Annotated in this window: 15 protein-coding genes; all 15 read left to right on the plus strand. The window is 42.1% G+C overall.

What is annotated here, in order from left to right:
* Nucleotides 1–2: 2 nt before the first annotated feature.
* Nucleotides 3–542, plus strand: coding sequence for a hypoxanthine phosphoribosyltransferase (gene hpt / locus NSQ17_RS00420; protein WP_007496175.1), 540 nt, complete (start codon nt 3–5; stop codon nt 540–542).
* A 95-nt stretch (nt 543–637) separates the two neighbouring features.
* A complete protein-coding gene (gene ftsH, locus NSQ17_RS00425) occupies nt 638–2,542 on the plus strand; it encodes an ATP-dependent zinc metalloprotease FtsH (RefSeq protein ID WP_024719367.1) in 1,905 nt (634 codons plus the stop codon).
* Between the two features lie 164 nt (nt 2,543–2,706).
* Nucleotides 2,707–3,483, plus strand: coding sequence for a type III pantothenate kinase (locus NSQ17_RS00430; RefSeq protein WP_008341820.1), 777 nt, complete (start codon nt 2,707–2,709; stop codon nt 3,481–3,483).
* 15 nt (nt 3,484–3,498) lie between these two features.
* Nucleotides 3,499–4,374, plus strand: a complete 876-nt coding sequence (gene hslO, locus NSQ17_RS00435; protein WP_007496169.1) for an Hsp33 family molecular chaperone HslO — start codon at nt 3,499–3,501, stop codon at nt 4,372–4,374.
* Nucleotides 4,375–4,426: 52 nt separating this feature from the next.
* Nucleotides 4,427–5,329 carry a peptidyl-prolyl cis-trans isomerase gene (locus NSQ17_RS00440; RefSeq protein ID WP_024719368.1) on the plus strand — a complete coding sequence of 301 codons (903 nt, stop codon included), beginning with the start codon at nt 4,427–4,429 and terminating at the stop codon, nt 5,327–5,329.
* A 77-nt stretch (nt 5,330–5,406) separates the two neighbouring features.
* Complete coding sequence (gene cysK / locus NSQ17_RS00445; RefSeq protein WP_017359310.1) at nt 5,407–6,330, plus strand: cysteine synthase A; 924 nt, start codon at nt 5,407–5,409, stop codon at nt 6,328–6,330.
* A 124-nt stretch (nt 6,331–6,454) separates the two neighbouring features.
* Nucleotides 6,455–7,873 (plus strand): anthranilate synthase component I family protein, encoded by a 1,419-nt coding sequence (locus NSQ17_RS00450; RefSeq protein ID WP_048002274.1) that lies wholly within the window; start codon nt 6,455–6,457, stop codon nt 7,871–7,873.
* 13 nt (nt 7,874–7,886) lie between these two features.
* Entirely contained in the window at nt 7,887–8,480 is a 594-nt protein-coding gene (gene pabA, locus NSQ17_RS00455; protein WP_008341810.1) for an aminodeoxychorismate/anthranilate synthase component II, read from the plus strand.
* Nucleotides 8,477–9,325, plus strand: coding sequence for an aminodeoxychorismate lyase (pabC, locus tag NSQ17_RS00460; protein ID WP_342467735.1), 849 nt, complete (start codon nt 8,477–8,479; stop codon nt 9,323–9,325). Before pabA ends, pabC begins: the two co-directional genes overlap by 4 nt.
* 9 nt (nt 9,326–9,334) lie before the next feature.
* The gene (folP, locus tag NSQ17_RS00465; RefSeq protein ID WP_024719371.1) at nt 9,335–10,192 is read left to right on the plus strand and encodes a dihydropteroate synthase; all 858 of its coding nucleotides are present in this window, start codon (nt 9,335–9,337) and stop codon (nt 10,190–10,192) included.
* The gene (gene folB / locus NSQ17_RS00470) at nt 10,185–10,547 is read left to right on the plus strand and encodes a dihydroneopterin aldolase (protein ID WP_024719372.1); all 363 of its coding nucleotides are present in this window, start codon (nt 10,185–10,187) and stop codon (nt 10,545–10,547) included. The genes folP and folB overlap by 8 nt, the downstream gene beginning before the upstream one ends.
* The gene (gene folK, locus NSQ17_RS00475) at nt 10,544–11,047 is read left to right on the plus strand and encodes a 2-amino-4-hydroxy-6-hydroxymethyldihydropteridine diphosphokinase (protein WP_007496156.1); all 504 of its coding nucleotides are present in this window, start codon (nt 10,544–10,546) and stop codon (nt 11,045–11,047) included. The genes folB and folK overlap by 4 nt, the downstream gene beginning before the upstream one ends.
* Complete coding sequence (locus NSQ17_RS00480; RefSeq protein WP_008341798.1) at nt 10,999–11,232, plus strand: helix-turn-helix transcriptional regulator; 234 nt, start codon at nt 10,999–11,001, stop codon at nt 11,230–11,232. The genes folK and NSQ17_RS00480 overlap by 49 nt, the downstream gene beginning before the upstream one ends.
* Complete coding sequence (dusB, locus tag NSQ17_RS00485) at nt 11,225–12,226, plus strand: tRNA dihydrouridine synthase DusB (protein ID WP_008341796.1); 1,002 nt, start codon at nt 11,225–11,227, stop codon at nt 12,224–12,226. Before NSQ17_RS00480 ends, dusB begins: the two co-directional genes overlap by 8 nt.
* 90 nt (nt 12,227–12,316) lie before the next feature.
* The gene (lysS, locus tag NSQ17_RS00490; protein ID WP_024719373.1) at nt 12,317–13,816 is read left to right on the plus strand and encodes a lysine--tRNA ligase; all 1,500 of its coding nucleotides are present in this window, start codon (nt 12,317–12,319) and stop codon (nt 13,814–13,816) included.
* Nucleotides 13,817–14,036 lie beyond the last annotated feature (220 nt).

The following is a 14,036-nucleotide window of genomic DNA, read 5'->3' on the forward strand; positions in this document are numbered from 1 at the left end:
GCATGAAACAAGATATTGAAAAGATTTTGATCTCAGAAGAAGAGATCCAGCTAAAAGTGAAAGAACTGGGTGCAACATTAACCAGCGATTATGATGGTAAATTTCCCCTGGCTATTGGTGTTTTGAAAGGGGCTCTTCCATTCATGGCAGACCTGATCAAACACATTGATACATATTTAGAGCTTGATTTTATGGATGTATCTAGCTACGGAAAGTCTACCGTATCTTCTGGAGAAGTGAAGATCATCAAAGATCTAGATACTTCTGTTGAAGGAAGAGATATTCTAATTATGGAAGATATCATCGACAGTGGGTTAACTTTGAGTTATCTGGTAGAGCTTTTCCGATACCGTAAAGCAAACTCCATTAAAATTGTGACATTGCTTGATAAACCAAGCGGCCGCAAAGCAGACATCAAAGCAGATTATGTTGGGTTTGAAGTACCAGATGCATTTGTTGTTGGCTATGGATTGGATTTTGCCGAACGTTACCGAAACCTCCCGTATATTGGAGTGTTAAAACCATCTGTTTACGAAGGCTAATGAGCACACGTTTACATGAGGTTATTGGTTGTGTTGGAATGATTTTCTATGATACTATTGAACATAGTTGTGCTTACTGTGGGAGGAGGTAAGGAATGAATCGGGTTTTTCGTAATACGATTTTTTATATACTTATTTTATTACTTGTGATAGGGGTTGTCAGTTGGTTAGGATCCCCTAATCAAAAGCCTGAGAACATGTCTTACAGCAAATTTTCGCAAAATTTAAGTGCGGGAAAAGTGGAGAGTATCTCCATCCAGCCTGTAAGAGGGGTTTATGAAATTCGTGGTCAATTAGATGGCGCGAAGAAAGATGAATACTTCATTACCCATGTTCCAGATGGTCAAGGTGTTGACCAGATTTACAGTGCACTGAAGAATACAGATGTAAAAGTAGAACCAGCCCCTGAAACAAATGGATGGCTGCAAGTTCTGACAACCATCATTCCGTTCATTATCATCTTTATCCTGTTCTTCTTCTTATTGAACCAAGCTCAAGGCGGTGGAAGCCGTGTCATGAACTTTGGTAAGAGTAAGGCGAAGCTTTACACAGAAGAGAAGAAACGTGTGAAATTTAAAGATGTTGCCGGTGCGGATGAAGAAAAACAAGAGCTCGTAGAAGTGGTTGAATTCTTAAAAGATCCACGTAAATTTGCGGAGCTTGGCGCAAGAATCCCTAAAGGGGTTTTACTAGTAGGACCTCCAGGTACAGGTAAAACATTGCTTGCGAGAGCATCTGCAGGAGAAGCAGGCGTTCCTTTCTTCAGCATCAGTGGTTCTGACTTCGTCGAGATGTTCGTCGGTGTCGGTGCATCACGTGTACGTGATTTGTTTGAAAATGCGAAAAAGAATGCACCTTGCTTAATCTTTATTGATGAGATTGATGCAGTGGGTCGTCAGCGTGGAGCAGGTCTTGGCGGTGGTCATGATGAGCGTGAACAAACGCTTAACCAGCTTCTTGTTGAAATGGATGGTTTTAGTGCCAACGAAGGGATTATTATCATTGCTGCAACGAACCGTGCAGATATCCTAGATCCTGCATTGCTACGTCCGGGACGTTTTGACCGTCAAATTACGGTTGACCGCCCAGATGTCATTGGTCGTGAAGAAGTACTGAAGGTTCATGCGAAAAACAAACCGCTTGATGATACAGTCAACTTGAAAGCCATTGCAAGCAGAACACCAGGGTTCTCTGGGGCAGATCTTGAGAACTTACTAAACGAAGCAGCACTTGTTGCTGCCCGTCAAAACAAAAAGAAAATTGATATGCGTGATATCGACGAAGCAACTGACCGTGTCATTGCTGGACCGGCTAAGAAAAGCCGTGTCATTTCGAAGAAAGAACGTAATATCGTGGCGTACCATGAAGCAGGTCATACCGTCATTGGGCTTATCCTAGACGAAGCGGATATGGTGCATAAAGTAACGATCGTTCCTCGTGGTCAGGCAGGCGGATATGCGGTCATGCTTCCAAGAGAAGACCGTTATTTCCAAACGAAGCCAGAGCTTCTTGATAAAATCGTCGGCTTGCTCGGCGGCCGTGTTGCAGAGGAAATTACGTTTGGTGAAGTTAGTACAGGCGCACACAACGACTTCCAGCGTGCAACAGGTATTGCAAGAAGAATGGTGACAGAATTCGGTATGTCTGATAAACTTGGTCCTCTACAATTCGGTCAAGCACAAGGAGGTCAAGTATTCCTTGGCCGTGATTTTAACAACGAGCCGAATTATAGTGAAGCGATCGCTTATGAAATTGACCAAGAAGTTCAGCGCTTCATCAAAGAAAGCTACGAACGTGCGAAACAAATTCTCACTGAGAATAAAGATAAGCTAGAAATCATCGCACAAGCTCTTCTAGAAGTGGAAACATTAGATGCTGAACAAATTAAATCTCTTTACGAAACTGGAAAGCTTCCAGAGCGTGTATACGCAGATGACGAAGAGAAAAACGATGATGTGAAAGTGAACATCAAGAAAAAAGAAGAAGACGAGGAGATCTAATCTCCTTCTATAAAAAGCTGTCGGGCTCACCGGCAGCTTTTTTTTATTTCGATTCATGAATGGATCGGTTTCGAATTGTTTACAAATGGAACTCAATTCGTGTATGGTATGATAGAAAGTCGAAAAATGCTCTTTTTGAGACACTATTCAAAGTGGTGATGAAGTTGTTACTCGTGATAGATGTAGGAAACACAAATACCGTTTTAGGTGTTTATCATAATGGCGATTTGAACTACCATTGGCGGATTGAAACAAGCCGTCATAAAACAGAAGATGAATTTGGTATGGCAATCCGATCCTTATTTGACTATGTAGGGCTGATGTTTGATCAGATAGAAGGGATTATCATTTCTTCTGTTGTCCCGCCAATGATGTTTGCTCTGGAAAGAATGTGCGAAAAGTATTTTCACATTACTCCTCAAATCGTTGGGCCTGGCATGAAGACTGGATTAAACATTATGTGTGACAATCCAAAGGAAGTCGGCGCTGATCGAATTGTGAACGCAGTGGCGGCCATTCACCTGTATGGGGCGCCTCTCATTGTGGTAGACTTTGGAACAGCCACAACCTACTGCTATATCAATGAACAAAAACAATACATGGGTGGCGCAATTGCACCGGGTATTACCATCTCAACAGAGGCTTTATATACAAGAGCGGCTAAGCTGCCAAGGATTGAAATTGTTCGTCCGGATCATATCGTAGGGAAAAACACGATTAGTGCGATGCAATCAGGTATCCTGTATGGATATGTTGGTCAAGTCGAGGGAATAGTGAAACGGATGAAGCAGCAAGCCAAACAAACACCGAAAGTCATTGCAACAGGCGGTTTGTCTACATTGATTGGAAATGAATCAGACTGTATTGATATTGTCGATCCGTTCCTCACATTAAAAGGACTCCAATTAATTTATGAACGCAATCGTGTCGGTGTATTATAGGAGGGTTTAATCAAAATGGATTATTTAGTTAAAGCGTTAGCATATGACGGGAAAGTCCGTGCGTATGCTGCGAACACAACAGATACAATCAACGAAGCGCAGAGAAGACACCATACGTGGCCAACTGCTTCAGCTGCTATCGGCAGAACCATGACAGCGACTGTCATGATGGGAGCCATGCTGAAAGGCGAGAATAAATTAACTGTCAAAATTGAAGGCGGTGGGCCAATCGGAGCCATCATTGCAGATGGAAACGCAAAAGGTCAGGTGCGCGGATATGTCTCAAACCCACAAGTTCACTTTGATTTAAATGAACATGGGAAGCTGGACGTTAGACGTGCTGTTGGAACATCTGGAACGTTAAGTGTTGTCAAAGATATCGGACTGAAAGACCACTTTACAGGGCAAACGGAAATTGTCTCAGGTGAAATTGGAGATGACTTTACTTATTACCTGGTCTCCTCTGAACAAGTGCCATCCTCTGTAGGTGTGGGTGTTCTTGTCAATCCAGACAACTCGATCCTTGCAGCAGGCGGTTTCATCATTCAATTGCTGCCTGGAACAGAAGATGCAGTCATCGAAAGACTCGAAAAGAGATTATCAACCATTGAACCGATCTCTAAACTGATTGAAAAAGGGATGACTCCTGAAGAAATTTTAGAAGAAGTGCTCGGTGAAAAACCTCAAATCTTAGAAACTGTACCTGTCGAATTTTCTTGTAACTGCTCAAAAGAACGGTTTGCCAACGGTATTATCAGCCTAGGGAAAGCCGAAATTGAGGATATGATTGAACAAGACGGACAAGCAGAAGCTCAATGCCATTTTTGTAACGAAACGTATGTATTTACAAAAGAAGAGCTAGAAGAGCTACGTGAAGAAATAACCCGCTAAGCTCTAAGCAGCGGGTTTTCTTTTTAGAATGGAAAGGAGACGAAAGATGAGACTGAAAGCAAGAGTGGTATGGACATTTATCCTCGTTCTGCTCATGATTAATGCCGTTGTCATTGCATATGTATTAACAAAGTCACAAATGTCGCAGGCTTCTTCAAATGGGAAGAGCGGTGAAGAAATTGCTTCTATTGGGAAAGAGAAAGTGACACGTCAAGAATGGTTAAAGAAAATGGAAGACCGCTACGGAAAGGCAACACTTGAACAAATGATTAATCAGAAGGTAGTCAATCAACTTGCGAAAGAAAACAAGCTGGAGGTATCTCCAAAAGAGATCAATCGTGAGCTGCTGATGCTGAAAGCGGTATCTAATAATTTCTACGAAGACGGTCATACAAGTGAAAAGGAATGGAAAGAGCAGATTCGTTATCAAATTTTATTAGAACAGCTTCTAACGAGAGATGCGGTCGTTTCTGAAAAAGAAGCCAAATCCTTTTATGAAAAAAACAAAGACTTGTATCAATATGATGACTCATACCGAATTCGCCACATTGTTGTGAAAACAAAAGACGAGGCACAAAGTGTGTTAAAAGATTTAAAGGGCGGATCTAGTTTCGAAGCTGTAGCAGCTGAACGATCCACCGATCGATATACCTCTCCTTACGGCGGAGATCTTGGATTTGTCACAGAAGAGCAAGAAAGCATTCCAGCCCTATACATACAAGAAGCCCAAAAGCTTAAGCCAGATGAATGGACGAAAGAGCCGATCGAGATCAAAAATGGTTATGCCATCATACAATTAAAAGAAAAATTAAATGGCCGCTCCTTCTCTTATGAAGAAGTCAAAGATCAGATCAAAAGGCAGATCGCCATGGAAGATCTGGGTGAAAAGGCGAATGTCAAAACCCTGTGGAAAGAAGCAAAAGTCACATGGTTTTACGATGGAGAGCAGGACTAAAAGCATTGACAAAATTTTTCGAAATTGATAATTTAATATTAATACAATAAAATTACTCGGAGATAGAGGTGTTAGTGATGGCTCGTATTGCAAATTCAGTTTTTGAACTAATAGGAAATACACCAGTCGTTAAATTAAACCGTTTAGTAGATGAAGACAGTGCGGATGTCTACTTGAAACTTGAATATATGAACCCAGGCAGCAGTGTAAAAGATCGTATTGCGTTAGCGATGATCGAAGATGCTGAAGCAAAAGGTACATTAAAAGCTGGTGACACACTCATTGAGCCAACAAGCGGAAACACAGGAATCGGTCTTGCGATGGTCGCGGCTGCAAAAGGAATCAATGCGATTTTAGTTATGCCGGATACAATGAGTCAGGAGCGCCGCAACCTTTTACGCGCTTACGGTGCAGAGCTTGTCTTAACACCGGGTGCAGAAGGAATGAAAGGTGCCATCAAAAAAGCAGAAGAATTAGCGGAAGAGCACGGATACTTCATGCCTCAGCAGTTCAGCAATGAAGCCAACGCTGAGATTCACCGCCGCACAACAGGGAAAGAGATTCTTGAACAGTTTGACGGCGAACTTGATGCATTTATTGCAGGAGTTGGTACGGGTGGTACGATTACAGGTGCTGGTGAAGTCCTGAAAGAAGCCATTCCATCTATTCAGCTTTATGCGGTAGAACCAACAGATTCTCCTGTACTATCAGGCGGGAAACCAGGTCCGCATAAAATTCAAGGCATCGGAGCAGGCTTTGTTCCATCTATCTTGAACACAGAAGTATATGACGGCATTATCCAAGTGAAAAACGAAGATGCATTTGAACTTGCAAGAAAGGCAGCGAAAGAAGAAGGAATCCTTGGTGGTATATCTTCAGGAGCAGCCATTTATGCAGCGCTTCAAACAGCGAAGAAGCTTGGTAAAGGGAAAAAAGTTCTAGCGATTATTCCAAGTAACGGTGAACGTTACCTTAGTACGCCGCTTTATCAATTTGATTAAACAATACACCCCAGCATTTGCTGGGGTTTTTTTATGAATTCTGAAGATGGAAAGCAAATACTATTTTCTAAATAAATTGGATTGCATTACAATAAGATTAATGAAAATGAAAAAGGATGATTACATGACACAACGTAGGCCGATGGGCATCAAAATTCCTTTTACGAAAGATGCATTCTTGAAACGATACGAACAATTAACGGCTCATGAATCACATCACGTCCTTCTTGAAAGTGCACGTGGCGGAGAATACAGTATTGCCGGCATTCATCCGATCGCTAAAGCGAAAGGGAAGGACGGGATGACCACCATCCATTATCAGAATGAGGTGTTGTTCAAAGAGGGAGATCCTTTTAGGGCATTTGCTGATTGGTTTCAAACCCTACAAACCGAAACGAACGATGAATATCCTGACTTCCAAGGTGGAGCGATTGGATTTTTAAGCTATGATTACGCAAGATATATCGAGCATTTTAAAATGCTGTCCATCGATGATTTGAAGACGCCTGATTTGTATTTCCTCGTATTCAATGATGTCGCTGTCTTTGATCATAATAAAGACGTCCTCTGGCTGATGACTCATACAGAAGGAGACGAACCTGTCAGTGAAGTTCATCAAAGACTCGAAGAATTAAAGCAAAGCTGGACAAGCACATCAGAAGAATCAGCACATTCACCTGTCAATGTGTCTTCTTCGGAATGTGTACCTGCTGCACCTTTTACTGAAGAAGCTTTCGGGGAAGCTGTAGAAACGATTAAACAATATATCGCCAGCGGTGACGTGTTCCAAGTGAACCTATCCATTAGACAAGATGAACAGCTTCATACCCACCCATATCATTTATACAAAACATTACGTCACGTGAATCCATCTCCATATATGTCATATCTGCACACGCCAGATTTCCAAATTGTCTGTGGATCTCCAGAGCTGCTTATTAAGAAAAAAGGCATTCAGCTCGAAACAAGACCGATCGCTGGCACAAGATCAAGAGGCAAGGATGATGCGGAAGATCAAGCGCTGGCAAAAGAACTCATTGAAGATGAAAAAGAACGCGCAGAACATGTGATGCTCGTTGATCTTGAGCGGAATGATCTTGGACGAGTGTCTACTTATGGCTCAGTCAAGGTGAACGAGTTTATGGCCATTGAGAAATATTCACACGTGATGCACATTGTATCAAATGTCCAAGGGGAGCTGCGTGATGATTGTGATGCGGTAGATGTCATGAGAGCTGTATTCCCAGGCGGCACGATTACAGGTGCGCCAAAAGTGAGAACAATGGAAATCATAGAAGAACTTGAGCCAACAAGACGTGGGCTTTATACTGGATCTATAGGCTGGTTTGGATTCAATCAAGATATGCATTTTAATATCGTTATTCGTACGGCTTATTGTACAGGGGGCAGAGCCTTCATGCAGTCAGGTGCAGGCATTGTCATCGATTCTGTACCAAAGCACGAATACAAAGAATCGATTAAAAAAGCCTATGCAGTGAAAAAAGCATTACAGTTGAGCAAAGAAGAGACTATTTTGAGTTAGAGGTGAGCAGAGTATGATATTAATGATTGATAATTACGATTCATTTACGTACAACCTGGTCCAGTATTTAGGTGAGCTTGGGGAAGAACTGATTGTAAAACGAAACGATCAAGTCACTATTCAAGAAATTGAAGAGCTCAAGCCAGACTTTCTGATGATTTCTCCAGGACCTTGCAGTCCGGATGAAGCAGGAATTAGTATGGAAGCGATCAAACATTTTGCTGGGAAGATTCCGATCTTCGGTGTCTGTTTAGGTCATCAATCCATTGCACAAGTATTTGGTGGAGATGTCATTCGTGCGGAGCGGTTAATGCATGGGAAAACATCAGAAATTGAACATGACGGCAAAGGTGTCTTCACGGGACTCCAAAATCCGCTTGTCGCAACGAGATATCATTCATTAATTGTTAAAGACGAGACGCTACCGGAGTGCTTTGTCAGAACAGCGAGCACAAAGGAAGGCGAACTCATGGCCATTCGCCATAAAGAACTTCCGATTGAAAGTGTTCAATTCCATCCAGAATCGATTATGACGTCCTTCGGTAAAGAAATGCTCAGAAATTTCATTGAAACCTATCGTAAAAAGGGGAATGAAGTAAACGCATGATCATTTACCTGGACGGTCAGTATATAGAGGAGAAAGACGCGACTCTTTCTCCTTTTGATCATGGTTTTCTATATGGCATCGGTGTATTCGAAACATTTACCTCTCTAGCAGGACAAGTCTTCTTGTTAGACTGGCATCTTGAAAGGCTCAATCAATCATTGCGTGACCTTTGCATCGAATCCACAATAGAGAAACCATTTGTACTCGACATCATTCATACATTATTCAATCAAAACCAAATAACGGACGGTCATGCGAGGATCCGCTTCAATGTTTCTGCGGGCAGAGGCAATGGATTTTCTGCAGACCCTTATGAGGAGCCTGTTGTTTTTGTGATGATCTCCCCATTCCGGCCTGAATCAATAGTAGATGAAAAACAGGGAATCATTCTTGATACAAGAAGAAACACACCGGAAGGTCCAAGACGGCTCAAGTCGCATCATTACATGAACAACCTGCTGGCGAAAAGAGAAGTAGGGAACGATCCGTCGGTAGAAGGGATCTTTTTAACAAAAGAAGACGATGTGGCAGAAGGAATTACGTCAAATCTATTTTGGCGAAAAAAAGATGTGATCTATACACCTTCACTTGATACCGGCATTTTAAACGGGGTTACCCGTCGATATTGTATCGAAACGCTGCAAGCTTCGGGGATCCCACTAATAGAAGGAAGATATCCACTCTCGCACTTGCTCTCAGCTGATGAGGCGTGGATGACCAATTCGGTTCAGGGAATTGTGCCTTTTAAAAATATCGGAGACATCGTCCTGCAAAACCACAACCGAACGATTTCGACCAAGCTGAGAACAGAATATACAAAAGAACGTCTAGAACATAAAGAGTAGGTGGACACAATGACACAACAATTGATAAAGCAGCCTAAAATCATACAAGCCAAGCACCATACCCTTAGTTATGAAGAAAAGACATTGGTCATGGGCATTTTAAATGTCACACCGGACTCTTTTTCAGATGGAGGAAAATTCAATCAAATTGATAAAGCGCTGGCTCATGCAACGCAGCTCATAGAAGATGGGGCGCATATTATTGATATTGGCGGTGAATCGACTCGGCCGGGGGCGGCACTTGTCTCAGAGCAAGAGGAGCTTTCAAGGGTCATTCCTGTCATTGAGAAGATCACAAAAGAATTGGACATACCTATTTCTATTGATACGTATAAAGCCCATGTCGCAGATGAGGCAGTGAAAGCGGGAGCCTCAATCATTAATGATGTATGGGGGGCGAAAGCTGATCCTCAAATGGCGCATGTGGCAGCGAAGCACAACGTGCCAATCATCTTAATGCACAATCGACCAGAGCGGAATTACACCCATCTGATTTCAGATATGATTGCAGATCTGAAAGAAAGTGTTCAAATTGTAAAACAAGCGGGTGTCCGTGATGACATGATTATATTAGACCCTGGTGTAGGATTTGCGAAAAATAAAACTGACAACCTCATGGTCATGAATGAACTTGAACATTTTTGCCACCTAGGGTATCCGCTGCTTCTAGCAACATCCCGCAAACGATTCATCGGTGCAGTTTTAGACCTGCCGCCTGAAGAACGTACTGAAGGAACGGGTGCGACGGTCTGTCTTGGGATTCAAAAGGGCAGCGCGATGGTCCGAGTGCACGATGTAAAAGAAATCGCAAGAATGGCAAAAATGATGGATGCCATGCTGAATAAAGGAGGCGCTTATCATCGATAAAGTATATGTAAACGGAATGGAATTTTACGGCTATCACGGTGTATTTGCAGAAGAGAATAAACTAGGCCAGCGCTTTCGTGTGGACCTAACAGCTTCACTTGATTTAAGTAAGGCAGGACAAACGGATGACCTAAATGAGACCATCAACTATGCTGAGCTCTACAACATCTGCAAAAATATTGTAGAAGGGGACCCAGTGAACCTCGTTGAAACGCTGACAGAAAGAATTGCAAACCAAGTGTTAAAGGACTTTCCGACAGTTCAAGAATGTACAGTAAAAGTAATCAAACCAGATCCGCCAATTCCAGGACACTATCAGTCTGTTGCCATTGAAATGACGAGATCACGCGCATGAACAATACAGCATATATCGCTTTAGGCTCAAACATAGGAAAAAAGGAAACCTACTTAAAAGAAGCTGTCAAAAAACTTCACGAACATCCAGGTGTTCAAGTTGAATCCATTTCATCTATATATGAGACAACACCTGTAGGTTACGAGAATCAGGATGACTTCTTGAACATGGCTGTGAAGATTTCTACCTCGCTTCGTCCTGAAGAACTTCTATCACTGACTCAGAACATTGAGCAGGAGTTAGGCAGAACAAGAGAAGTGAGGTGGGGTCCACGGACAGCTGATCTTGACATTTTACTTTATAATCGTGAAAATATTGAAACAGAACAACTTGTAGTGCCGCATCCTAGAATGTACGAACGTTTATTCGTTCTTGTTCCGATGAGTGAGATTTGCCCAGAAATCGGCGAAGCCCAGATAAACGCCGTAACAGACCAAGAAGGTGTAAGCATATGGAAAAAGACATGTGGGGTAGAAGAATTCGTGCATACCGAAAGCTAAAAGGGTATACTCAGGAAGGGTTCGCCAAAAGACTGGGCATCTCTGTCTCTGTCTTAGGGGAAATTGAGCGAGGCAATCGATTACCAACAAACCAAATGGTTGGTCAAATAGCAGATGCTTTAAATATAACGGTGGAAGAACTTTCACCAATTCTTGAAGAAGAAAGGAGGGGACATGATGTTTAAAATCGGAGATATCGAGATTAAAAACAAAGTAGTGCTCGCACCAATGGCTGGTGTGTGTAACTCTGCTTTCAGACTCACGGTGAAAGAGTTTGGAGCGGGCTTAGTCTGCGCTGAAATGGTCAGTGACAAAGCGATCTTGATTAATAATGCCAGAACGATGGGCATGCTGTACATTGATGAACGTGAAAAACCGTTGAGCCTTCAGATATTTGGGGGAGAAAAGGACACGCTCGTAGAAGCGGCCAAGTTTGTAGACCAGAATACAACGGCGGACATTATTGATATTAATATGGGATGTCCTGTACCAAAGATCACGAAATGTGACGCAGGAGCGAAATGGCTGCTGGATCCAAACAAGATTTACGAAATGGTATCCGCAGTCGTAGAAGCTGTAGATAAACCTGTTACTGTGAAAATGAGAATGGGTTGGGACGAAGACCATATTTTCGCTATCGACAATGCCCGTGCTGTTGAACGAGCAGGTGGCCAAGCGGTTGCGCTTCACGGACGGACACGTGTGCAGATGTACGAAGGAACAGCGAATTGGGATATTATAAAAGAGGTCAAACAATCTGTTTCCATTCCAGTCATCGGCAATGGAGATGTCAAAACCCCTCAAGATGCAAAACGTATGCTTGATGAAACGGGTGCAGATGCTGTCATGATCGGAAGAGCCGCACTAGGAAACCCGTGGATGATTTACCGGACGGTTCATTATTTAGAAACGGGTGAACTAAAAGAAGAGCCTAATGTGCGTGAGAAAATGTCTGTGTGCAAACTTCACTTAGACAGACTCATAGACCTGAAAGGCGAGCATGTGGCTGTCAGAGAAATGAGAAAACATGCAGCATGGTACTTAAAAGGTGTCCGAGGCAATGCAGATGTAAGAAACCAAATCAATCAAAGTGAAACGAGAGCGGAGCTTGTAAAAGTTCTAGATGACTTTACGATCGAAGCCGAGGCAAAAGAGCTTCAAAGAATAAAAGTAGGATAAGACTATCTTTCTTTTTGTAGCTCACTGCTAGTGCACGTACTGGCAGTTTTTCTGCTTTTCTCTGCAAAATACATTATTGGAGTGATATAAATGAGTAATGAAGGGCTTAATAACGAAGAATTAAATGATCAATTCCAAGTAAGACGTGACAAAATGAATAAAATGAGAGAAGAGGGTATCGATCCATTCGGTGAACGATATGACCGTTCTCATCAATCCGCACAAATTATTGCTGAATATGACGAGTTTTCAAAAGAAGACTTAGAAGAAAAAGCAGCTCAAGTAACAATTGCTGGCCGTATGATGACAAAACGCGGAAAAGGGAAAGCTGGCTTTGCACACATTCAAGACTTAGAAGGACAAATTCAAATCTATGTACGTAAAGATAGTGTAGGAGAAGAAGCTTACGAATTATTCAAAAGCTCGGACCTAGGCGATATTATCGGTGTGACGGGAACCGTATTTAAAACGAATGTAGGAGAACTTTCAATTAAAGCGACTAGCTTTGAGGTTCTTACAAAAGCACTTCGCCCGCTCCCTGATAAATATCACGGACTAAAAGATGTAGAACAACGCTATCGTCAGCGTTACCTTGACCTGATTGTCAATCCAGAAAGTAAGCAGACGTTCATCATGCGAAGCAAAATCATTCAATCAATGAGAAGATACTTAGATTCAAAAGGATACCTAGAAGTTGAAACACCAACAATGCATAGCATCCCTGGTGGTGCATCAGCTCGTCCTTTCATTACTCATCACAATGCACTTGATATGCCGCTTTATATGCGTATTGCGATCGAGCTGCATTTAAAACGTCTAATTGTCGGTGGTCTAGAGAAAGTATACGAGATTGGTCGCGTATTCCGTAATGAAGGAGTCTCAACTCGTCATAACCCGGAATTTACTATGATTGAGCTGTATGAAGCATATGCAGACTATAAAGACATCATGAACCTAACGGAAAACTTGATTGCTCATATTGCCCAAGAGGTGCTGGGAACAACAACAATTCAATATGGAGAAGATCAAATTGATCTAAAACCTGAATGGAAGAGACTCCATATGGTTGAAGCAGTCAAAGAAGCAACAGGTGTAGACTTCTGGCAGGAGATGTCTGTAGAAGAAGCAAAACAGCATGCTGCTGATCACGATGTTGAAATCACAAAAAACATGACAGTAGGTCATATTATCAATGAGTTCTTCGAGCAAAAAGTAGAAGAAACACTGGTTCAGCCTACTTTTATTTACGGGCACCCAGTTGAGATTTCTCCATTAGCTAAGAAAAATCCTGAAGACCCGCGCTTCACGGACCGCTTTGAGCTATTCATCGTGCGCCGCGAGCATGCAAATGCATTCACCGAGCTGAATGATCCAATCGACCAAAGAGAACGTTTTGAAGCTCAATTAAAAGAACGTGAAGAAGGAAATGACGAAGCGCATCTCATGGATGACGATTTTGTTGAAGCTTTAGAATATGGCATGCCGCCAACAGGTGGACTAGGAATCGGTATCGACCGATTAATCATGCTGCTAACAAATTCTCCATCAATCAGAGATGTACTGCTTTTTCCGCAAATGAGAAACCGTTAATACATCAACAAAAGCGCCATTTGATCTGTGGCGCTTTTTATTTTTCATAAAATGAAACTTTTTTCAAAAAAACTATTGCAAGAAAAGAATCCAGATGGTATATTATTATTCGTTGCCGCAAAACAGCAACGAGGTTGAAAAAAGAAAATGAAAAAAGTTCTTGACTTCAACCAAAGCGAAATGTTAAGATATTAAAGTCGCTTACGAGCGATAACGAAAA

This window comes from Bacillus sp. FSL W8-0629 (assembly GCF_038593225.1).
Taxonomy (GTDB): Bacteria; Bacillota; Bacilli; order Bacillales; family Bacillaceae; genus Bacillus; species Bacillus altitudinis.